We start from the raw sequence: 21,015 nt of genomic DNA, 5'->3' as shown, positions 1-21,015 counted from the left end.
GGCTTCTGTACTATGTACGACGACGAACGAGCGAACGGTTCGTAAACATCTAGAATTATAGGCTATATAGAACTTAGAGAAGTTTATAACTTGCATAATTTGCGATCGTGCATAATGGGAACGCAATGGCTTCATCGTCTGGTACAAGCGACTGGAGAAGCAACGCTTCAAATGGCCGAAATCCGGAGAGACACTCCACCTCACGGGACAGGAGTTGAACTGGTTGCTTGATGGTTTTGACATTTTCAACAATCGGCCTCATCAAGCGGTGTTTTTTGATTCAGTCACCTGACCCGCGGTGTTATAATCCGCGCTATGGGCGCGGCACAAAACTACAGCAATCTCAGCGACGATGAACTCAGACAACTTCTGTCTGAGCGAGACCGCGCCCTTGCCAGCAAAGAGCAAACCATCTCCCACCAAGAACGCATCATCAAGGTGATGGAGGAGGCTCTTCGCCTGCAGAAGCTGCGGTTGTTTGGTAAAAGCTCCGAAAAGTCCCCGGATCAGGTCGAGTTGTTCAACGAGGCTGAACTCTCTGTGGCCGCTGAGGACGGCTTCGCCCAGCAGGAAGCTCAGTCTGCGTGTGCTGACACTGCCACGGGCAAGAAAAAGCCCGGACGCAAGCCACTGCCGGCCGACCTGCCAAGGGTTCGCATCGAGCATGATCTGCCCGACACCGAGAAGACTTGTGAGTGTGGCTGTGAGCGCGTGGTCATTGGTGAAGAAATCAGCGAACAACTGGACATCATCCCAGCGACCATCCAGGTACTGGTCAACGTTCGCAAGAAATACGCCTGCAAAAAGTGTGAAAGTGGCGTTGCCGTAGCACCACTACCAGCACAACCGATTCCCAAGAGCAACGCCAGCCCCGGCTTGCTGGCGCACATCGTCACATCCAAGTATCAGGATGCCCTGCCATTGCACCGCCAGGAGGCGATATTGCAGCGTCAGGGCATCGACATACCCAGAAACACACTGGCCAACTGGATGATTCGGTCAGGTGAACTGATTCAACCCCTGATCAATTTACTCGACGAGCGATGGCGGGATTATCCGGTCGTGCACTGCGATGAAACCCCGGTTCAGGTCCTGAATGAACAGGGTAAACGGGCGCAAAGCCAATCGTACATGTGGGTTCGGGTCGGCGGACCACCTACGCAGCCTGTTCGCCTGTTTCACTATGCCGACAGCCGTCGCGGGGATGTGGCTGCCGGGCTGTTGGCGGACTACTGTGGTTACGTGCAAACCGACGACTACGCCGGTTACAATCTGGCGTGCTCCGCAACAAATATTACTCAGTTGGGGTGTTGGGCCCACGCTCGGCGAAAACTGGTTGAGGCTCAAAAAGTTACCTCCGGAAAAACCGGCAAAGCCAACATGATCTTGTCCATGATTGCCAAACTCTACGCCATCGAGAAACGGGCAAGAGACCTGAACCCTGCTGATCGCTACTCTCTTCGCCAGCAAGAATCCGTGCCGCAACTCGACAAGATTCGAAAGTGGCTTGATAACACCTTGCACTCGACATTACCCAAAGGAGTGCTGGGTAAAGCATTGGCTTACCTGGACAAAAACTGGCGGAAGCTGACAGTCTATACAGAGGATGGCCGCCTGAACATAGACAACAATCCTGCAGAAAACGCGATACGGCCCTTCGTTCTTGGCCGCAAGAACTGGCTCTTTTCTGTCAGCGTAAATGGCGCCAAAGCCAGTGCCAACCTTTACTCTCTCATTGAAACTGCAAGGGCCAACAAGCTGGAGCCCTACAACTATCTACGATACGTTTTTAAAGAGCTTCCGCTCGCGCAAGGCGTTGAGAATATCGAGGCCTTACTGCCTTGGAATGTTTCTGCAGAGGCCCTAACAGTTTAAAGAGTTGCGCTCCAGATGGGCTTTGCTGAGCGCTTACAATCGATCAGAACAAGACATGAAGTCATATTTGAAGAAGCTGAGGATTTTGGCGAAACTAAATATTGCGACATAGCTAGACATGATGATGTGTAGAGGGGCATAGATTCTGCTCCTCTCGCTCACGGCGTGTATGAGATGAGATAAGAACTCGTGGTGCTCACTGGTTCTTTAGTGGCGCCTTGACACATCTAGCACGAAGACATCGATCAACCCTTTGAGCTCAGACGGAACATCTTTTTCGATGCTTGCTTTTAACTCGGTAGCAATGGAAATTCCGTGCATCTTCCGCCCGGCAACCTTTTCATCACTACCAAACCAGATGACGAGATATACCCCCTGCTGCTCTGCGTCCGGATGGATCGAGTAGCGCTCATGAAGCTGTGCAGAAGCGGCGGTGTAAAGCTCCTCATGCCATTGCCCTTTGACCTCTGTAACGAGCAACCGCCTACTGCCGCCAATCATCTTGGACACTGTGAAATCACTTCGGTTAGCGCTCTTCAACTGGTGTTCCGGTGTCACAGTTATACCTTGAGGCTCAAGCCGTATGCTCAGGCGCTCAGCGATAATTTCGGTAGAGCGAACTTCACCAAGTCGCGCCCCTTTTTCATAGAATCGGTCTGCAGAATTGAACTCACCACCATAGATGTCGCTCTGGAAATCATGTAGTTCTTGAACCACAAGCTGACGTAGGGCCTCAACAGTAACTACCTCATCACGGTCCAGTTGCTCAACAATCTCCTGAGGAGTAGGTGGTTCAAAATCCCTGAGAGCTTTCTTCCTAATCTGAGAAGTACGTATGGCCTTCAGGTCATTGTGTAGGTCGATGTATCGCGGGTCTGCAAGCAGCCTGTCGATGACCGGAAGCGCATGTTCAGGATCATCTGAGCGAATAAACCAGACAACTTCTGTTAGAAATCGGTAGGCAGTTTCTGCTACCGGGCTACCAGTACCCCAACGGCTTGGCAGTTCGACTTTTGGCCACAGGTTGATGAAGGCATCTAAAATGGCTTCCACCCTGTCTGAGGTAAGATCAGGCCAATAATCGTCCCTGTTAAACCGGCCTGATCGACCGTGTAGTACTAGCAGAGTATGTTTATCAGCCTTCAGCCAGTTCCAGCATGCTTTAGGTGGGTTTTGTAAAAAATACCACGCACGTGTGAACCAGAATGATCGCCTCTGCTCGATGTCTTCATTACCCGTTGTGGAGGGGCAGCAAGAAATAAACTCGACACAATGTTCCAGTATGAGCTTCTTTAGATCTTCACGGTCGCCAAATTGGGCAGCAACTTCAAAGAGGTTATCCAGCGCACCAATAGTCATCCTCGGGAAACATCTAAGCCACTCAATAGATAGCTTAGGTCTTAAGTGACTAAAAGCATCATCGCTCCTTAGCAACCAAACATCAGGGTGATTACATGCTGGTTCCGCGAGTTGGGGTTCAACGTACTGCCGAAGAAAGACTTCAGAACTCTTCTCATCGCCAAAAATCAGACGGTCAACCTCGGTCTTTAGCGCATCACTGTCTTCTTCGGTTACGGCTTGGTATCCCCCGTGAATATCAGCTCGCAGCGCCTGCAGAAGTCTGCGATCGATACTTTCCAAGCTTCCTTGGCTTCGCATCCGCTCCAGACAAGACGCATATAATATCCTTGTCGAAGGGTGACGCTTGGAATCGCACTTTAGTTCTGCAATCCCGGCTAAGCTGGGTACGTGTGGTGCAATGAAATCAATACAGTTTCTAAGGGCGTTCCTAACGAGAGCTTCATCGCCAAATTCTTGCTCGATCTTTTCAGGAGCCATAAGAACTAGATCAGCAAAGCGAATTAGCAAGCTCCAATGTTGGCCATTCTCGACAAACTCTCGGTTCTCATGAACGTAGTTGATATTAGCGGCTCGAATCTCGGCTTCTTTCTTCGTGCGACGCTTCATCACACGGTTGTGTCTAGCATGCCACCTTCTATCGTCGTGCTTTAACTGTTGCTTAGACGCACGGTTTTGTTTGGCCCACTCGCGCATAAACAAGGGATTCTCACACGCTTGCCCTCTCATATGGCGACGCAAGTCATCAGGTCCTCTATCACTCCTATTCCTATAAATCTGATGTCCAGCCATGAAACTGGCCCACAAAGCTATGTTGCCGTTCGCAAACGCCAAATCAACTATGAACCTGTAATCGTTGGCCTGAAAACAGAGGCCAGAGTGGGCGTGGCAATTGAACTTCTCAAATTTACACTCGAAAATCTGGTCACTGTCCGTCAGGTTTCCAAACGCACGAGCGATTATTCCCTGTCGTAAGCTATTGTCATGTTGAAGAACATGGACTGACCGGCTCTCGTCTGAAGATTTAAGCCCATGAAAATTTAGATTTCCAATCCATTGCCAAACTCGATCCGCATCGTACGGGGGCACTGCTAGCTCAAAGTATCGGTCAAGCATCGCACCTACGACCTTGCTTATACCATTTCTACAATCACACTCGTAGTATTTCTTGCCACATTTACATGCCAGTCCGTCGGTTAACTCGTCCAATAGCCGCTCGACAGACGCAAAGTCCAATACCTTAGTTAGGCGCTTCACGAAGTAGCGCCCACCGATAATGTTCTCGCTCCTATCTTTGTGGTTTGGGTAGAGGGTCGAACAAGCTCGGAAGAAGCCTGGTAGAGATGATCGCCCTAACGATTCTGGCCCTACTGACTTGATAATATCGGACGCGACTTTAAGTGACGTTTGACTTGCCTCTGAAATTAGGTCACCCAAATCAGATTCCCATTCGTAACTAGCCGTTTCTAGCAAGCACGAAGCTGCCAATGAACGAGTATTTTCATCCTCAGATGTCGCCAATAGGAGGTGACGCAGCTCATTTTCAAAATGACAGATAGCTGGAGAGCCCGCCAAAAGCTCAAAAACAAGGTCTCGTAAGTGCCCATTACTTCCAACCGTTAAAAGAGGCCTGACTACCTCTACCACTTCCGGGGTAAAAAAGCCTGCAACACTGAACCTGCGCCAGAAGTCTCCTCTTCGGAAATAAGGATCTTCAGACTCAATTTCCTTAAGCTGATCTATCAGTAGTCGCTTCGATGAATTCTCCAGCTGGGAAGGATCTCCGTTCGCGAGCACCGCATATGGATCGAGCCTTATTAACTTTTCCTCAATAGGCCTGTTTCCAAGCGCGGCCATCCAGCCCAGAAGTCCACGAAGCTCATCTCTAACTGTTGAGTTTGGAGCAATGATCGGCAAACATTTCTCTAGCGTAAGGGGATCTGCAGGTGCTGCTATCCGCTTAGTGAGGTAGTTCGCCGCACAATACTCAGCAACGATCTTGTGAACTGGGCGATGCTGGTCCGCATGGTTGTCCGGATTGAATAACCGAGTAGCCAAGATTCCATAGGCTGATACTTCCTTGCAGAACAAAGACGTCAGTAATGGATGCACTCTGCTTTCTGCAACTTCTGTTGCACTGATGCCCTCCGCTCCAGAGAGCAGTAGTTTGGCGAAAACTTCTGAAGAAAGATCGACTTTTTGATTCGTCGAAAGGGGCTCGACTCCTCTGGCAACTCCAGCGTTTACCTCTTTCGCTAACCGCTCGACTGCTTGTGAAAAAATAGATCTCTTATCGGAGAATTGCCTTCCGCTTTCGATGTAGGCGTCAGCGAAAAGCTTCAGGAACTGCGGGTTCGGCAGTAGAGCATCTAAATCAAAGCGTGCAACTTCAGCATGAAATTCGGAAAAGTCCTCACCGTGTGCATGATTCTCAAAGATTGCCCGTTGCTCCGATTCGTCAAACTCGCACAGCCTGACGATCACAGGTTCGACTCCTAGGAAGTCATTAAACGCATTTGTATCGCTATTACCCCACTCACTTGACCGGCTCGATATAATGACATACGTCGGTTTTGCCTTTCTGGCATTAGCAAGCAGCTTATGAATCCCTGTTTGATCGACCTTGGCCAACTCATCAAATGCGTCGATAACCAGCGGGACGTTCTCTTCGTCTGCGCCCACATGCCCGAACACGTTTGCGGAAACGACTGATGTGCCCAGCTCTTGAGCGAGGCTATGCAAGAGTTCAGTTTTACCGCCGCCAGGCTCTGCCAAAACGACAATGAAATTCGAGGTTCCCAATAGATCTGCTTCTGTGTACGTTTCGTCGTAACTAGACAGCGTGCGAGGGAGGTAAAAAGACGAACTCATAAGAGGCTGCAGTTCCTGTGGGCAGATTAAGCGGCGCCTAACGCCAATACTCAGGTATCGCCAAGTCGAATGACTTGGCCGCATATTCCAGCATGGCGGTGATCTCGTTGTGCCACTGCTGGTGGTACTCTTCGCCTGCCTGTTTCTTGGCAACAATCTCTTTGAGCTGATCTAGATTGAACACACCCAGCTTGTAGAAGTTGCTCCAGGTCGGCTCTCCGAAAAGGTTGTAGATCACTTGCGTTGAATCCCGCTCACTAGCAAGGCGCTTTGGGTCTGGGATTTTGAGCTCGGCCGCTTCGGCTGAAGATCTCGAACTGAACGCCAAACTTCTCCAGCAATTCGTCCTGCCACTGCTCGGTCAGCGAACCGGGAGAGACGATCAGGATGCGTCGGGCATCGGCGCGCATCAGCAGCTCGCGGATCAGCAGGCCCGCCATGATGGTCTTGCCAGCTCCGGGGTCGTCAGCCAGCACATAGCGCAGCGGCAGTTTGGGCAGCATATATTCGTAAACAGCGGGGATCTGATGCGGCAGAGGCTCAACGTTGGAGGTGTGTACCGCAATCATGGGATCGAACAGCGAGGCCTGACTGATGCGGTAGGCTTCGAGGTCGAGTTTGAAAACCTCGCCATCGGCATCGAATGCCCAAGGGCGGCCTCCTTGAGCCAACTCCAGCCGGGCTTCATCAGTGCGAAACAGCATCTGTTCGCCCAGCTTGCCTTGGCTATCTTTGTAATAGACGGTCAGTGCGTTATCGCCAATCGGCTCGATCTGAACGATACTCACAATCTTTTCAGGTACAACGCCTCGAACCTGAGCGTCCTTTTTGATCTCTTCGAGTTTTAGCATCCGATGCCTCTGCCTACGTTGCCCTGTGCGCTGGCGTCGAATCCAGGCGCGATAGTTAGGTTGTTCAACAAACTCTCGTTACCAGTGGCTAGTTCTTTCACATTACTGAGCCACAGAAGGTGTTCTGGTCCATCTAGCCGATGATCAGGCGTACAGTCGATATTCCAGCGCCGCAGCATATACTCAGCAAGTGCCGCTTGCTTTGAAATCTTTAGTTGTTGATCCTGCACCCATATTCACACCTATTGGTATCTATCATTTCACACCTTAAGCTCTATACAGTAGTACCGCCGGGATTACGCCTCAAAACGTGTCTTATAACCGCCATGGTTCTCTATCCTACGGAGTACCAATTTTACTCAGCAACCGAGATTTGAATTTACGCCACGAGCTTCTTTGTTTTCCTTTTAGCCATTTGGCAAGTCGTAGTTGAGTTTCGGCAGGAAGTTGCCTGATCACTTCATCGGCTCCCGCATGGGCATATCGACTGGGATAAAACGATGGTGAATAAAGATCATTTTCTGAAATGGCAATTAGGCACTCCGCCGGTGTCATCTTATCCAGTTCCTCCATGAGCAAGTATTGTTCCGGCGTACCTCGCGCTGCATGTGCCCGAGCACGCCGCGCCCGGCGAGCGCTACGCTCTTCTCCGGCTGTCACATCCTCCCGAACAAGGGTCGTAATGTTAGCAGAAATTCGAGCTCTACGGGTACTCTTAAGCTTGGTATAACCACTATAGGTCCTGGCACCCATGGTAACAGTAGTGCCAAAAGGTATGTATGGGTTCCACCTATGTTCCATGAGCCAACTCGTCACGCAGTCCAATCGATCTCTCGAATCACAGCGATCAACCAGGTGCTCATACACACATATGCCACTAGCGCCAGAACCACCGATCCAGTGAAAGAACGTCTCAACGTAAACGAGCCCTTTGACCAAACTGACAAGTTGGTCGACGGTGAGAGGTGCGCATATTTCATTCCAGAAATCCCTCCACCGGCGATTTATATCGTCATATCGTCTTATCGAAGCAAGTAATTCATCAGTGGGCTCAGCCCCATTTTCGATTGCATCACCAATCGCGAGTAATATGGCTATTTGCTCGGCTGTAGTCTTCAATCCGCCTCCTTGCATGTTGTGCTTATAGCGAGAAATCCTGAGGCTCTTCAAGCTCCACTCAACAGCCCTTTGGTGATCAAGAGCCTCGGCACGGCATCTGATTCCATCCACACGATGGCAGTCTGCTCAAACCTGACGGCAAGCACCATAGCTTGGTGACATTTGATACCCACCACCAGAAAGCTTGGTTCTGCGGGCCACTTGCCATTTGGATCTGCGCCTTCCCCCAGATAGAGCAGGGGTCCTAACTCCTCCAACTCTGCTTGCAATTGAGACTGGCGTTCTGAGTTTTGCTGTGCAGACACAGTCTCACTATAAGAATTACACGCTGTTAAGAAGCAGGCGCTCTTCACCGGCTGTTGCTCGAAAAGTGCAAGCAAATCTGGAGACTGCTCACCAATTCGTAAGACAAAAGGCTCTTCATTACCAAGTACTCTGTATTCCGTCGCCAGATAGGCTGATAACAGAGTGGCCGGTAAAGCTTCGGCCGCGAGCTCCAGTTCATTCAGGAATGTACTTATTGCTCCTGAAAGGATAGCTCCAACTACATGCTGAACCCGGCTTGGGTGTGGTGGCGTATCGAACCTGGAGAGATAGTCAGCCTGCACCGCCCTTATCGTCGGGTGCATAAAGACGTCGTTGCGCGTTGGGATATATATTGACTCCGGATTCGGACTGGCCGAATACTCCGATTGAAGTCTCAATTGTTCACGAATGTACTCTGCTGATAGATAGTAATCCCAGGAGTCTTTATAGTCTGGCACGCTCTTCCCCCTAATCAGCAAATATTAGGCCGATACTCAATCGCATTGGCCATTACCTTGAGTACAAGTCGTTATCAGGCACTTCCATCGCTTCCGCGTCCTCCCTGAAGTCTCTCATGGCCCTGGCAGATAAGCGGTTCCATTTTTTTCTAACTTGCCCAGATTTCGCTTGTCTTTGGGCAGAGATAGCCAGAACACTTGAAGGCATTCGCGAATCTTTTGGTCCACACCGGAAATTGCAGCCCATACGTCTTCTGGGTTTCTTGAGTTTGGTCGATGCATTTTTTAGTCTCCTGACTAATGTTTTGGTGAGTTGGTTATTTTTCTGTATATAACCAGTGGTATTTCCAGCGGTACATTCATTACTCCCTCCTGTAACCATCGGTCCAACGATTGGTATCCATCAACCAGCACGACCATCGACTTGCCAGACGATAACGCGAGACTGAGGTGTACCATCAGTTGCTCTCCCATTGCCTGAAACAAGTGGTTTACAGCAAGATTTCGATTGCCGGGGACATTTACCTCGATCGTCAATCGCTGCTGGAACAATTTCAACGAAAGATAACGTACCGCCAATGGCCGAATTCGGGAAAACTTCCCTTTTCCTAATTTCGGGCGCATCAAGGCGGATAGATAATAGGATGCTGCTTCCAGATTAATCAGCGGTAAGGGTGGTGCTTTAAAAGGATTAATGACCGCAGCTACGGGAGACAACTCAGCTATGTATTCAGGGTTATCAGTAAAGAAAACCCCCGGAGGCAATGGTTTAGACGGTCTATTCCCGTCAATTGATACGTTTTGGGTCGGATGTTTCAAATGTGCTCTCCTTGTGAGTACAGGGAGCGAGGGCAGGATCCTGATTAGTTGCCAGATCGGCCTCATCTTCGCCAGAATATCCTCTCTGACGAATGCCACCTTGCTCAGGGAAGCAGGTTGGCGGAGCTCTCGCTCTCTCTAGATGACGTTTGCATGATCTGGCAACAATCTTACGCTGTCAACGATCTTGTATTTTTACTGCTATTACCCCCAACCCCAACCAGCTCAAGATTGTTGTTATTTACTCCAAAGCCAATAATTGCCGGCACAATAACGACTGTATTCCATGGTTCCTTTGGGAGGAGCGCGCTTTACCAGAAGAAAACCGAGCGGCATTAACCCACACAAGAGACAGTTCATGAACGCAAAGTTGATTATTTCAGAGCGAGTTACTGGAATCGCGTGGCTTTTCCAAAGACTCATCAGGTAGGCCAGTAAAGTACTTAGCGTGAGATAGCCGACATACGCCAGAAAGTTGTGGACCATTTCCATGTAAGCCACCTTTGGAAACCACCAAAACATTCAAAATGTAGAATATATTCCGTGGAGTGTCAATCACGTCTGCTGGATGCTAGCCGGCATGCCCCAGCCAAGCCTTCTAGAGACTCAACGAATTCTTGCTCTCCGCCTAAAAGAGACAAGAAAACGCGTTGGGCTGTCTCAAGAAGCTCTGGCTGATGCTGCAGAAATTGACCGCACCTATGTCTCGCAACTGGAGAGAGGGAAAGTCAATCCCTCTCTAGCAGTACTGGTTCGAGTGGCGATCGCTCTGAACAGCAGCGTCAGAGAATTATTAAATTCAGAGCAATAACTCATTATCGACCTCTCAGACCCACCGGCTTGACGATTGCCACTTTCACAGATACCGCTCTCTCCGTAAAATATTGATATCTACCTGCAGTTGGTTTTTGTGATAAACAGGTAAAAACAGCAGAAGCGGTTACCAATTCGGTTACCAGATTATATTTTCGCGACCTAATGCATCTTAACTTACTGTTTTACATGGATTTATTGTTTTTGATGCGCGAGCAGATCCAGAACATCGAATAGATTATCGATAACCAGGGGTGGTTTAAATCCCGAAAATACAGCTGCAATTTTCGGGGCCCCCGCCCAATCAGGCGCAGGCAGCCCTGATCCAGGCCGCCAATCCTTGCGTAAAACTCATAGTCTGCAGCAGCGATAATCCGCCATGGATACCTTAACCACCGCCAAACGCCTGGGCTACGCCGGACTCATACCCTTTGTCACCATAGCGCTGTGGTTCCTGGTGAGCCTGCTGGTTGCCCCGCTGCCAACCGCTGTAACCGTGTACCTCACCACCGCATTTCTCACCTACAGCGCTATCATTCTCAGCTTCATGGCTGGCGCCCTCTGGGGCCAGGTGCTGACTTCGGACAGCAGCGCCCGCGCGCCCGGGGGCTCACAACTGGTAGTCAGCAACCTGTTTGCCCTCACCGCCTGGGCCAGCATGCTGACTGACTATTTCCTGCTCTCACTCCTGGCCCTGCTGCTGGGTTACCTGTTGCTCTGGCTGGCCGAAACACGCGCTGCGGCGCGGCTGCAAGGGCCCACAGCCATAGCCGGGGTCGGGCGTGACTACCGGCGCCTGCGCACTGTCCTGACCCTTGTGGTCATCGCCTGCCACCTGGTGGTTGCCCTGTGTATCCGCGGCTTCCACCAGGAGGAGCGCGCTCCGGTCATCTTGTCACCCACAAGCTACGTCCAGGTTGCGGCGCCAGAACACTCTCCCGGCACAGTATTCCTGCCGGGCTAAACCGGAATCCGGGCTCGCCAAATACAGCGCTGCTTCCGCTGCAAGGGGCGCTGGGCAGCTCTGCAGCCGAGCACACCGGCGTCAATTCGACTACAATCGCTGCTACAACTTCCATCTTGCAAACGTCCATTACCGGCGTTTATCCAGCAACCAGGTAATTTTTTCATGAGTAGCGGTATTTTATACACGGTTTCCGCCCCTTCCGGCGCTGGCAAAACCAGTCTCGTAAAGGCCTTGATAGAGACCACCGACAAGGTCAAGGTATCGGTGTCCCACACCACTCGGGCCCGGCGACCAGGGGAGATAGAGGGGGTCAACTACCACTTTACCGAGCGCGAGCGCTTCGTGCAGATGATCGGCGACAACGCCTTTCTGGAGCACGCCGAGGTATTCGGCAATCTCTACGGCACCTCAACCCAGTGGGTAAAAGACACCCTCGCCAGCGGCACCGACGTTATTCTGGAGATCGACTGGCAGGGCGCCCAGCAGGTCCGGCGCCTGCTGCCGGAAACAGTGGGTATTTTTATCCTGCCGCCGTCGCGGGCCGAACTGCAGCGGCGCCTCACCGGCCGCGGCCAGGACGACAGCACCGTGATCGAGGCGCGCATGCAGGAGGCCATCAGTGAAATGTCGCACTACGTGGAGAGCCAGTTTATCGTCATCAATGATGACTTTGACCGGGCCCTGCGGGATTTCCAGTCGATACTGCTCTGCCAGCGCCTGACCCTCACCACCCAACAGGCCAGGCACGAGCAACTGCTGGCCGAACTGCTGTCCTGACTGATCACTGGCTATTGTCGTCGCTGTCTATTTTGCGTACACTAACGGGCTTTTCCGCGTTTGTTTCACGCGCGTCAGGCAATGGTTGTTGTTGGCTGGAATGCAGTTAGCTGTAATGTATTTGTGACCAACACCAGCAAATATTTATGCGTAATTTTTTATCCGTACTTTTTCCCGTAACAGGTAGGCAAATTAAATGGCTCGTATTACTGTAGAAGACTGTCTCAATCACGTTGACAACCGCTTTGAACTGGTTCTGGTGGGCAGCAAGCGTGCGCGCCAGCTGGCCGTAGGTGGCAAAGACCCCATGGTCAGTGAAGAGAACGACAAGCCCACCGTTATCGCCCTGCGGGAGATTGAAGAGGGCCTGATCGATGCCAGCATCCTGACCCAGAAAGATGAACCAGAGGAATTCGATGAGCTGGTTATCGATGATTCAGCCCTGCAGCTCTAGTCAGGCAGCCCTTCAGCTCCAGGCCGGCACAGCTTTTCAGCTCTACACAGCAGCTGGCAGCGCTGGCCTGCGGCCACTGAGGGGGTAACCCCAATACCCCGCTATGCAGACTCTGGACTCCCTCAGTCACCGGCTTTCATCTTACCTTGACCCTCAGCAAATCAATCGCGTCAAGCGCGCCTATTATTACGCCGAACAGGCTCACACCGGGCAGAAACGGCGCAGCGGCGAACCCTACGTAACTCACCCGCTGGAAGTTGCCAGCATCCTCGCCAGCATGCATATGGACCATCAAAGCCTGATGGCTGCCATGCTGCACGACGTTATCGAAGACACCACCATCTCCAAGCAGGCCCTCAGCGAGCAGTTTGGCGAGGCGGTGGCGGAATTGGTGGACGGGGTCAGCAAACTGACCCAGTTCGAGTTTGAAACCCAGGCCCAAAAGCAGGCGGAGAACTTCCAGAAGATGGCCCTGGCCATGGCCAAGGATATCCGCGTGATCCTGGTCAAGCTGGCTGACCGACTCCACAATATGCGCACCCTGGGGGCCCTGAAGGCCGAGAAAAAGCGCCGTATCGCCAAGGAGACGCTGGAAATCTACGCCCCCATAGCCCAGCGCCTGGGCATGAACAACGTGCGCCTGGAGCTGGAAAACCGCGGTTTTGCCGCCATGTACCCGCTGCGCAGTGAGCGCTTGCAGATCGCCCTGCGGGCGGCGCGGGGCAATCGCAAGGAGCTGGTCGAGAAGATCCAGAATGCCATCGAGTACCGGCTCGAGCGAGAGGGCATCAACGCCCTGGTGATCGGTCGGGAGAAGCATCTCTACAGCATCTACCAAAAGATGAAAACCAAGAAGAAGTCGTTCAAGGAGATCATGGATGTCTACGCCTTCCGCATCATCGTCGAAAACGTCGACACCTGCTATCGGGTGCTGGGCGCGGTACACAACCTCTACAAGCCGGTCATCAGCGAGTTTAACGACTATATAGCGATTCCCAAGTCCAACGGCTACCAATCCCTGCATACGGTGCTGGTGGGGATGCACGGGGTGCCCATCGAGGTCCAGATCCGCACCAAGGAAATGGACGAAATGGCCAACTCCGGCATCGCCGCCCACTGGCTGTACAAATCCGATGGCAGTGAAGACGTTGCGCCGGGCAGTCACGCCCGCGCCCGCCAATGGATCCAGGGCCTGTTGGAAATGCAGCAACGGGCCGGCGACTCCATGGAATTTATCGAGAACGTCAAGATCGACCTGTTCCCGGATGAGGTCTACGTCTTTACCCCCAAGGGCAGGATTGTCGAATTGCCCGGCGGCGCCACGCCGGTGGACTTCGCCTACGCGGTGCATACCGATATCGGCCACCACTGTGTCGCCTGCCGCATCAACGAGCGCCTGGCGCCGCTGTCACAGCCGCTGCAGAGTGGCCAGAAAGTGCACATCATCACCTCACCGGGCGCCCAACCCAACCCCAATTGGCTCAACTTTGTGGCCTCCGGCCGGGCCCGCAGCAGCATTCGCCATTTTCTTAAACACCAGCTCCACCACGAGTCGGTGCAGCTGGGCGAGCGCCTTTTGAGCCGTGCACTGCAGGATGGCGGTATCGATTTCGGTCAGCTCACTGAAGAACAGCAGCAACTGTTACTCAGCGCCAGCAATATGCCCAATATGGAAACCCTGCTGGAAAACATCGGTCTCGGCAACCGCGTTGCCCACGCCGTCGCCAAGACACTGCTGGACGCCAGTCTACCCGCCAACACCGCGGCCGAGATCTACCCGCCGCTGGTCATCGATTCCGCCGACAGCCTGATGATCAGCTTCGCTCGCTGCTGCCGCCCCATTCCCGGCGACCATATCGTCGCCCATATCAGCGCCGGTAAAGGCCTGGTTGTGCATCGCGAAGCCTGCGGTAATATCAGCGAGTATCGCCACAACCCGGAAAAGATCAGCAGTATCAGCTGGGCCGCCAATGTCAGCGGCGAGTTTTTAGCGGACATTCGGGTTGAAGTAGAGTCTGAACGGGGCATTATTGCCAGCCTCGCGACCCGCATTGCCGAACTGGGCGGAAATATAGAAAACGTCAATGTGGATGAGCGCGATGCCCACAATTCGGTCATCATGTTCACCATCGGTGTGAACAACCGGGTCCACCTGGCCACTATTATCCGGCGCCTGAAGTCCATCAGTGCCGTAATCAAAATCACCCGCAGTAAAAGCTAATTGTTACACTCAATAAATTACAGTCAGTAGAAGTTAAACGGATTCCCGCTATGACCAACAAAGCCATCATCAATACCGCCAAGGCACCCGCTGCCATTGGCACTTACTCCCAGGCGGTAAAAGTCAACACCACCACCTATTTGTCCGGACAGATTCCGCTGGACCCGACAACCATGCAGCTGGTCGAGGGCGGCTTTGTGGAGCAGGCCCACCAGATGTTCAAGAACCTGCGCGCAGTATGCGAGGCGGCGGGCGGCTCCCTGCAGGACATCGTCAAATTGAATCTGTTTCTGGAAGACCTCGGCAATTTCCCGCTCATCAACGAGGTCATGGCTGAGTACTTTGCCGAGCCCTACCCGGCCCGCGCCGCTGTCGGAGTCAAGCAATTGCCCAAAGGGGCCATGGTGGAAGCCGACGGGATTATGGTTCTGTAGTTGTGGACTGAGTTGTCGACTGAGTTGCCGGCAGGATTTTCCGGATCGGAAAAATACAGGTAAAAGTACTGCCTTTGCCCAACCGGCTCTTGATATTGAGGCGCCCGCTGTGGCGCAGCATGACGTGTTTCACGATCGCCAGGCCCAGCCCGGTGCCGCCGGTGCTGGAATTGCGGCTGCTGTTAACCCGGTAGAAACGCTCGGTCAGGCGCGGCAGGTGGATGCTGTCGATACCCGGCCCCTTGTCCTTGACCGCCACCAGCAGGCCGAGGGGATGGTTGCGCACCGTTATGGTAATGTCGGTGCCGGCGGGCGAGTACTTAACCGCGTTAAACACCAGGTTGGAAAAGGCACTCTGCAATTCCTTCTCACTGCCGAGCAGCTGAATGCCGTCCGGGCACTTGAGTTTGACCTGGTGTTTGCTGTCAGCGGAGAGAGCGAGGGCATCGCTCTGCACGGTCTGCAATAGCAGCTTTATATCCACCGGCCGGTGGGTCGACAGGTTTTCGTTGGTTTCCAGCTGCGACAGCTCGATCAGGTCCTGGATCAGGGCGGACATGCGCACCGACTGCTGCTCCATCTGCTGCAGTGGCTTTTGCCATTTTGGCGGCAGCTCCTCGCTCATGCCGAGGGTCTCCACATACCCGCGCAACACCGTCAGCGGAGTGCGCAATTCGTGGGAGACATTGGCGACAAAATCCTTGCGCATCTGTTCCAGCTTGTACAAGCGGGTGACATCGCGCACCACCACCAGGCAATCGCCCAGGCCAAAGCGCGTCAACTGGTACTGCAGGCGCATGGCGTCATTTTGCGGCGATGGCAGATCCAGCGGCTCGCTAAAGTCGCTCTTGTTCATATACTGGACAAACCTGGGGTGGCGCACAAAATTGAACAGTGACTGGCCCTGATCCTGGTTGCGCAAGCCCACCAACTGGGTGGCGGCGGAGTTGAACCACTCGATTTCAGCATCACTATTGAGCAGGATGATACCGTCGCGAATCGCCCTGGTGGTTTCCTGGCCGCGCTTGATCACCGTCTGCAACATGGCCCGCTCGCGCCGGTGCTGGCGCTGGGACTGGACGATACTATCCGCTATTTCACCCCAGATACCGTGCAGATCCGGGGGTAACTGCCTGGAATTATTGCTCAGCCAGCGGCTGAGGTGACTGATATTCCACAGGGTCCAGCCCAGGTAACCGAGCAGGCCCAAAACCATAGTGATAAAGGGGTAGCCATTGACCGCTCCGAACACGGCGCACACCAGCAGCAGCAACCCTAATATGCGGACTTCACCGGCAATGCCTCTGTTCAATTACGGTACTCGCTTTTGTGGTTGGCACAATTCGGCCATGGCCGGAGCAGCTAGGCTTCGCTCGCCGCGATCTTCAGGGAAAATCGATAACCGGCGCCGCGCACAGTTTGCACAAAGCGGTCGTGGCCATCAAGCTGCAATGCCTTGCGCAGGCGGCGAATGTGCACATCTACGGTGCGCTCCTCGACGTAGACATTGCCGCCCCAGACGTGATCCAGCAGCTGGCTGCGGGTATAGACCCGCTCCTGGTGGGTCAGGAAAAACTCCAGCAGGCGGTACTCGGTCGGGCCCATTTGCACCGGTTGGTCGTTGATGGTGATCCGGTGGCTGGCAGGGTCGAGGGTTAAACCCTCAACGGTGATGGGGCCGTTGTCGCTGAAATTATCGGTACGCCGCAGTACCGCCTTCAACCGCGCCACCAGTTCCCGGGGTGAGAAGGGCTTGGTAATATAGTCATCGGCCCCCACTTCCAGGCCCTGCACCTTGTTGTCTTCCTCACCTTTGGCGGTCAGCATGATCACCGGGATCTGGCTGGTCACTTCCTCGCGCTTCAGGCGCCGGGCCAGCTCAATACCACTGGTACCTGGTAACATCCAGTCGAGTAAAATCAAATCCGGTTTGCGGTCAACAATCAGGCTGTGGGCGGACTGGGCATCGGCGGCTTCCAGGCAGTGATAATCTGCCATCTCCAGGGCAACCCGCAGCATATCGCGAATGGGAGTCTCGTCATCTACGATCAAAATTGTTTTCTGTGGCATCTTCCCTGCTCTTGAACGCTTGTCAGAAGTGCTCATTAAATTACCTTCAGGTTACAATTTTGTTACAAGCCAGGCCCCGAGTTTACTCTGGCTGCGGGTCAGCCGTCATCTCAACAGTGCCAGGTCCAGCGCGATACCGAGAAAAACCGCAAACCCAACCCAGTTATTGTTCAGGAAGGCCTTGAAGCACTGGTCTCGATCGCGCCCACTGATAAGGAACTGCTGGTAGACAAACAGAGCCATCACCGCCACCAGGCTCAAATCATAGATCCAGCCCAGTCCAAACCGCTGCCCCGTGAGCACCAGTGCCAGCACCACTATCGCCTGCAGTGTTGCGGTTATGACTCGATCCATATCACCGAACAGAATAGCCGTCGATTTCACCCCGATGCGCAGGTCGTCGTCCCGATCGACCATGGCATAGAAGGTGTCGTAGGCCACAGTCCAGACCACCGCAAGAGTAAAGACCAGCCAGGCCTCGGGCCGCACAGTGCCGCTCTGGGCGGCAAATGCCATGGGGATACCCCAGGAGAACGCCACCCCCAGCACCAACTGCGGCAGATGGGTGTAGCGCTTCATAAAGGGGTAGCAAAAGGCCACCGCCACCGCTACCAGCGACAGCAAGATCGTGAGCCGGTTGGTGAACAAGACCAGCCCGAAGGAGGCCAGGCAGAGGCCGGCAAACAGCCACAGCGCCGCCCGCGAACTCACTTTACCCGTCACCAGCGGGCGCTGGCGAGTGCGCTTGACACTGCCATCCACCTTGCGATCGGCAAAGTCATTGATAACACATCCGGCGGCGCGCATCAGCGCCACCCCCAGCACGAAAATCACCAGTAAATGGGGTTTTGGAAAGCCGTCCGCCGCTAACCACAGCGCCCACAGGGTGGGCCACAGCAGCAGCAAGATACCGATGGGGCGATCAAACCGCATCAGTTGCCAATAGTGGGGAAACTCGCGCCGAACGCGAGGCCAGTTAAGATCCAGCGCGCGCCTGATTTTTATATTGCCTGGCATATTGCACTCGCCAACTGCATGCTTGAACTCGATTCGGTCGTGGGCATCCCGGCTGCACAAAAGTCTATCGCAGGCGGCCCGACCGAGCGCGGCCCGACCGAACGCGGCCCGACCGTACGCGGCCCGACCGAACGCGACCCGACCGAACGCGGCCCGACCGAACGCGGCCCGACCGAGCTTCCATCCGCGGCATGCAATTTGCCCATAAAATCCGGTAAAAACACTTCGCCCACCAGAATTGGTTTTTGCTCAACATAAAACACCGAGCGCCGGCCCAGCAGCGGCGACTGAGCGTGAGCCAGGTCCACCTCTGAACCCAGCACCGCCAGGCGCTGGTCGCCGACACAATAGCGGGATATTTGCAGCGGTCCGCGGCGCAGGGTAGGCTGTTTAAACAGCCAGCTGCCCAGGGGCTTGGCATCCAGCCGGGACAATTGCTGTAACGAGCCGGTCAGCGAACTGCGCGGCAGTATACTGCGGGCGTACACCCAGGGCTGGCCACAGCCCTCGAGGATAACCTCGCGCACCAGTACCCGGGCCCGCGGCGCAATACCCAGCAGGCGACTCTCCGAAGCGGCCGCCACCCCCCAGTACTGGGCCAGCACTCGAACCTGAAAGCGTCCCTGGCTGAATTGCACCAGTCGCGCGGTAAGCGAGCCGGGCTCCAGCAGCCAGTCGCCCAGCAGGGGCTGGCCCGCCAGTATAATACGGGCGGGAAACCACTGGCGCCGCAGGCTGGCTCTCGCAGCGGGGGTATATACAGGAGTAACGGATTCCATAGATTATTCAGTCTAGCACTCGCGCTGGCGCGGCGACCTGGGCCTCGGCGACCGGTTAATGCTTTACCCGGGTAAAGCCACTTGCTTTAATGCGCGACGATCATAACAAATTAATGGTTCAATTTAGGAGTTTATAATGCGGAAAAATGATTTGGTCACCCTGGTAGCTGAGCGCACTGACCTGGACAAAAATAGTGCCGGCGCGGCGGTCGATGCCATCCTCGAAGAAATTACCAACGCCCTCAGTCGCGAGGACACTGTCAGCCTGCCCGGATTTGGCGCCTTTAGCCGTCGCCAGCGAGCAGCCCGCAGCGGCCGCAACCCGCAAACCGGCGCCAGCATAGAGATTGCAGCCAGTAACAGTGTTGGCTTTAAAGCCGGCAAGGCACTCAAGGAAGCTGTCAATTGAAGCACTCACTTGGCTGGGCCTGCGCGATCGACACTCACTAACGGTTAATCACAGAACGGACGGTACCCTATGAGCCTGACATCCAAGATACTGCTCGCCATGGTTGCCGGGCTGGCGGTGGGTACGCTGCTGAATTTCGCCAATAACAGCCAGATGCTCGGTGCCACCGCCAACCACTGGCTCGATCAGTTTATTGTTTACGGGCTGTTCGACGTGGTGGGGCGTATCTTTGTGGCCTCGCTAAAGTTACTGGTCGTACCACTGGTGTTTGTGTCGCTGGTGTGCGGCGCCAGCAACCTCGGTAGCAATGCCCGCATGGGCGCGATGGCGGCCAAGACCCTGGCCTTGTATATGCTCACCACCGCCATCGCCATCTCCATCGCCCTGTTTCTCGGCGGTATCTTGCGCCCCGGTGACGGTTTCGGCCTCGGCGAGGCCAGCACCTTTGTCGCCAGCGAGCGCCCCTCCCTCAAGGAAGTCATCGTCAATATTGTCCCCAGCAATCCCATCCAGGCCATGGCCGAGGGCAATATGCTGCAGGTTATCGTCTTTTCCCTGCTTATGGGCGTCGCCATCTCGCGCTGCGGTGTGGCCGGTCAGCGGGTCAGCAGCTGGTTTGAAGACTTCGACAAAGTGATTATGAAAATGGTGGGCATCCTGATGGAATTGGCACCCTACGGCGTGTTCTGCCTGCTGGCAAAACTGTTTGCCGACCTGGGTGCCGAGGCGATTCTGGATCTGGGTTTGTACTTTTTTACCGTAGTTCTGGCCCTGTTGCTGCACGCCTTCGGTGTCTACACACTGCTGCTGCGCACTCTGGCACGGGTCAATCCGATTACCTTTTTCCGCCACATACGGCCGGTGCTGGCGTTCGGCTTCAGCACCGCCTCCAGCAATGCCACCCTGCCGGTCACCCTGCGCATAGCAGAAGAAAAGCTGGGCATCGACAACCGGGTGGCGGCCTTTACTGTGCCGCTGGGGGCCACCATCAATATGGACGGCACCGCGATAATGCAGGGTGTGGCCACCGCCTTTATTGCCCAGGCCTACCAAATTGACATCGGTATCAGCGGTTACCTGATGGTGATACTCACCGCCACCCTGGCCTCGGTGGGTACCGCAGGAGTGCCCGGGGTAGGATTGATTACCCTGGCCATGGTACTGCAACAGGTGGGCCTGCCGGTGGAAGGCATCGCCCTGATTATCGGTGTCGATCGACTGCTGGATATGATTCGCACCGCCGTCAACCTGACCGGGGATTCCATGGTCTCACTGGTGGTGGCGCGCTCCGAGAATGCCTGGGACCAGAAACTGTTCGACAGTAACGAGACCGCCGAGCAGCCAGCAACTGAGGGTGCGGGACGGTAGTAGTAATTGCGTGAGTAACCGTTGCGTAACCAACCACTGCCTCAGCGG

20 protein-coding genes, 1 pseudogene and 1 riboswitch are annotated in these 21,015 nt (G+C 54.2%); of the genes and pseudogenes, 10 read left to right on the top strand and 11 right to left on the bottom strand.

Features of this window, described 5'->3' with window-relative positions:
- Positions 1-127: 127 nt before the first annotated feature.
- Positions 128-292 (top strand): annotated as a pseudogene (gene tnpB / locus G8764_RS23080) (IS66 family insertion sequence element accessory protein TnpB); the annotation flags it as partial.
- 23 nt (positions 293-315) lie between these two features.
- Positions 316-1,875 carry an IS66 family transposase gene (tnpC, locus tag G8764_RS16370; protein WP_166165738.1) on the top strand — a complete coding sequence of 520 codons (1,560 nt, stop codon included), beginning with the start codon at positions 316-318 and terminating at the stop codon, positions 1,873-1,875.
- A gap of 207 nt (positions 1,876-2,082) precedes the next feature.
- Here the strand turns inward: tnpC and G8764_RS16365 are convergent, their stop codons facing one another.
- The 7 genes from G8764_RS16365 to G8764_RS16340 all read right to left on the bottom strand — a co-directional run bounded on the left by G8764_RS16365 (position 2,083) and on the right by G8764_RS16340 (position 9,658).
- The gene (locus tag G8764_RS16365) at positions 2,083-6,105 is read right to left on the bottom strand and encodes an NACHT domain-containing protein (RefSeq protein ID WP_166165737.1); all 4,023 of its coding nucleotides are present in this window, start codon (positions 6,103-6,105) and stop codon (positions 2,083-2,085) included.
- A 37-nt stretch (positions 6,106-6,142) separates the two neighbouring features.
- Complete coding sequence (locus tag G8764_RS16360; RefSeq protein WP_243748841.1) at positions 6,143-6,343, bottom strand: hypothetical protein; 201 nt, start codon at positions 6,341-6,343, stop codon at positions 6,143-6,145.
- A 19-nt stretch (positions 6,344-6,362) separates the two neighbouring features.
- A complete protein-coding gene (locus tag G8764_RS16355; protein WP_207951924.1) occupies positions 6,363-6,956 on the bottom strand; it encodes an SNF2-related protein in 594 nt (197 codons plus the stop codon).
- Positions 6,950-7,186, bottom strand: a complete 237-nt coding sequence (locus G8764_RS23140) for a BrxR family transcriptional regulator (RefSeq protein WP_481859752.1) — start codon at positions 7,184-7,186, stop codon at positions 6,950-6,952. The genes G8764_RS16355 and G8764_RS23140 overlap by 7 nt, the downstream gene beginning before the upstream one ends.
- 109 nt (positions 7,187-7,295) lie before the next feature.
- Positions 7,296-7,529 carry a hypothetical protein gene (locus G8764_RS16350; RefSeq protein WP_166165735.1) on the bottom strand — a complete coding sequence of 78 codons (234 nt, stop codon included), beginning with the start codon at positions 7,527-7,529 and terminating at the stop codon, positions 7,296-7,298.
- A 593-nt stretch (positions 7,530-8,122) separates the two neighbouring features.
- Entirely contained in the window at positions 8,123-8,839 is a 717-nt protein-coding gene (locus tag G8764_RS16345) for a DUF3293 domain-containing protein (protein ID WP_166165734.1), read from the bottom strand.
- Positions 8,840-9,136: 297 nt separating this feature from the next.
- Positions 9,137-9,658, bottom strand: coding sequence for a hypothetical protein (locus G8764_RS16340; RefSeq protein WP_166165733.1), 522 nt, complete (start codon positions 9,656-9,658; stop codon positions 9,137-9,139).
- A gap of 34 nt (positions 9,659-9,692) precedes the next feature.
- A riboswitch (SAM-I-IV-variant riboswitch) is annotated at positions 9,693-9,809 on the bottom strand.
- 417 nt (positions 9,810-10,226) lie between these two features.
- Here G8764_RS16340 and G8764_RS23075 point away from each other — a divergent pair.
- The 6 genes from G8764_RS23075 (at position 10,227) to G8764_RS16310 (ending at position 15,324) form a co-directional block, all read left to right on the top strand.
- Positions 10,227-10,469 (top strand): helix-turn-helix domain-containing protein, encoded by a 243-nt coding sequence (locus G8764_RS23075; protein WP_166165732.1) that lies wholly within the window; start codon positions 10,227-10,229, stop codon positions 10,467-10,469.
- Positions 10,470-10,850: 381 nt separating this feature from the next.
- A complete protein-coding gene (locus G8764_RS16330) occupies positions 10,851-11,435 on the top strand; it encodes a DUF3429 domain-containing protein (RefSeq protein WP_166165731.1) in 585 nt (194 codons plus the stop codon).
- A gap of 165 nt (positions 11,436-11,600) precedes the next feature.
- Positions 11,601-12,215, top strand: a complete 615-nt coding sequence (gene gmk / locus G8764_RS16325; protein ID WP_166165730.1) for a guanylate kinase — start codon at positions 11,601-11,603, stop codon at positions 12,213-12,215.
- Between the two features lie 196 nt (positions 12,216-12,411).
- A complete protein-coding gene (gene rpoZ, locus G8764_RS16320; RefSeq protein WP_166165729.1) occupies positions 12,412-12,669 on the top strand; it encodes a DNA-directed RNA polymerase subunit omega in 258 nt (85 codons plus the stop codon).
- A gap of 103 nt (positions 12,670-12,772) precedes the next feature.
- Complete coding sequence (gene spoT / locus G8764_RS16315) at positions 12,773-14,890, top strand: bifunctional GTP diphosphokinase/guanosine-3',5'-bis pyrophosphate 3'-pyrophosphohydrolase (protein ID WP_166165728.1); 2,118 nt, start codon at positions 12,773-12,775, stop codon at positions 14,888-14,890.
- Positions 14,891-14,940: 50 nt separating this feature from the next.
- Positions 14,941-15,324: a RidA family protein gene (locus G8764_RS16310; RefSeq protein WP_166165727.1), complete on the top strand. Its 384-nt coding sequence runs from the start codon at positions 14,941-14,943 to the stop codon at positions 15,322-15,324.
- On the opposite strand, the gene phoR is transcribed toward G8764_RS16310, so the two are convergent.
- The 4 genes from phoR to G8764_RS16290 form a co-directional block, all read right to left on the bottom strand.
- Positions 15,311-16,636 carry a phosphate regulon sensor histidine kinase PhoR gene (phoR, locus tag G8764_RS16305; RefSeq protein WP_166165726.1) on the bottom strand — a complete coding sequence of 442 codons (1,326 nt, stop codon included), beginning with the start codon at positions 16,634-16,636 and terminating at the stop codon, positions 15,311-15,313. The genes G8764_RS16310 and phoR overlap by 14 nt on opposite strands.
- A gap of 50 nt (positions 16,637-16,686) precedes the next feature.
- A complete protein-coding gene (phoB, locus tag G8764_RS16300) occupies positions 16,687-17,394 on the bottom strand; it encodes a phosphate regulon transcriptional regulator PhoB (protein ID WP_166165725.1) in 708 nt (235 codons plus the stop codon).
- A gap of 105 nt (positions 17,395-17,499) precedes the next feature.
- On the bottom strand, positions 17,500-18,411 hold the full coding sequence (gene ubiA / locus G8764_RS16295) for a 4-hydroxybenzoate octaprenyltransferase (protein WP_166165724.1): 912 nt from the start codon (positions 18,409-18,411) through the stop codon (positions 17,500-17,502).
- Positions 18,396-19,190, bottom strand: a complete 795-nt coding sequence (locus tag G8764_RS16290; protein WP_166165723.1) for a chorismate--pyruvate lyase family protein — start codon at positions 19,188-19,190, stop codon at positions 18,396-18,398. The genes ubiA and G8764_RS16290 overlap by 16 nt, the downstream gene beginning before the upstream one ends.
- A 136-nt stretch (positions 19,191-19,326) precedes the next feature.
- Here G8764_RS16290 and G8764_RS16285 point away from each other — a divergent pair, with 136 nt between their 5' ends.
- Positions 19,327-19,599, top strand: a complete 273-nt coding sequence (locus tag G8764_RS16285) for an HU family DNA-binding protein (RefSeq protein WP_166165722.1) — start codon at positions 19,327-19,329, stop codon at positions 19,597-19,599.
- Positions 19,600-19,668: 69 nt separating this feature from the next.
- Positions 19,669-20,967 (top strand): dicarboxylate/amino acid:cation symporter, encoded by a 1,299-nt coding sequence (locus G8764_RS16280; protein WP_166165721.1) that lies wholly within the window; start codon positions 19,669-19,671, stop codon positions 20,965-20,967.
- Positions 20,968-21,015 lie beyond the last annotated feature (48 nt).

It is taken from the genome of Pseudomaricurvus alcaniphilus, assembly GCF_011440395.1.
GTDB classification, from domain to species: domain Bacteria; phylum Pseudomonadota; class Gammaproteobacteria; order Pseudomonadales; family Cellvibrionaceae; genus Pseudomaricurvus; species Pseudomaricurvus alcaniphilus.
Note: the sequence above shows the minus strand (reverse complement) of the source record. Positions and strands in the feature narration are given on the sequence as shown.

Excerpts from the sequence above, each read along its gene's own strand:
- phoB (WP_166165725.1), bottom strand. The coding sequence starts at position 17,394 with ATGCCACAGAAAACAATTTTGATCGTAGATGACGAGACTCCCATTCGC.
- rpoZ (WP_166165729.1), top strand. The coding sequence starts at position 12,412 with ATGGCTCGTATTACTGTAGAAGACTGTCTCAATCACGTTGACAACCGC.
- G8764_RS16350 (WP_166165735.1), bottom strand. The coding sequence starts at position 7,529 with ATGGAGGAACTGGATAAGATGACACCGGCGGAGTGCCTAATTGCCATT.
- G8764_RS16355 (WP_207951924.1), bottom strand. The coding sequence starts at position 6,956 with ATGCTAAAACTCGAAGAGATCAAAAAGGACGCTCAGGTTCGAGGCGTT.
- gmk (WP_166165730.1), top strand. The coding sequence starts at position 11,601 with ATGAGTAGCGGTATTTTATACACGGTTTCCGCCCCTTCCGGCGCTGGC.
- G8764_RS16280 (WP_166165721.1), top strand. The coding sequence starts at position 19,669 with ATGAGCCTGACATCCAAGATACTGCTCGCCATGGTTGCCGGGCTGGCG.
- spoT (WP_166165728.1), top strand. The coding sequence starts at position 12,773 with ATGCAGACTCTGGACTCCCTCAGTCACCGGCTTTCATCTTACCTTGAC.
- ubiA (WP_166165724.1), bottom strand. The coding sequence starts at position 18,411 with ATGCCAGGCAATATAAAAATCAGGCGCGCGCTGGATCTTAACTGGCCT.
- G8764_RS16290 (WP_166165723.1), bottom strand. The coding sequence starts at position 19,190 with ATGGAATCCGTTACTCCTGTATATACCCCCGCTGCGAGAGCCAGCCTG.
- G8764_RS16330 (WP_166165731.1), top strand. The coding sequence starts at position 10,851 with ATGGATACCTTAACCACCGCCAAACGCCTGGGCTACGCCGGACTCATA.
- tnpC (WP_166165738.1), top strand. The coding sequence starts at position 316 with ATGGGCGCGGCACAAAACTACAGCAATCTCAGCGACGATGAACTCAGA.
- G8764_RS16285 (WP_166165722.1), top strand. The coding sequence starts at position 19,327 with ATGCGGAAAAATGATTTGGTCACCCTGGTAGCTGAGCGCACTGACCTG.
- G8764_RS16310 (WP_166165727.1), top strand. The coding sequence starts at position 14,941 with ATGACCAACAAAGCCATCATCAATACCGCCAAGGCACCCGCTGCCATT.
- G8764_RS23075 (WP_166165732.1), top strand. The coding sequence starts at position 10,227 with ATGCTAGCCGGCATGCCCCAGCCAAGCCTTCTAGAGACTCAACGAATT.
- G8764_RS16365 (WP_166165737.1), bottom strand. The coding sequence starts at position 6,105 with ATGAGTTCGTCTTTTTACCTCCCTCGCACGCTGTCTAGTTACGACGAA.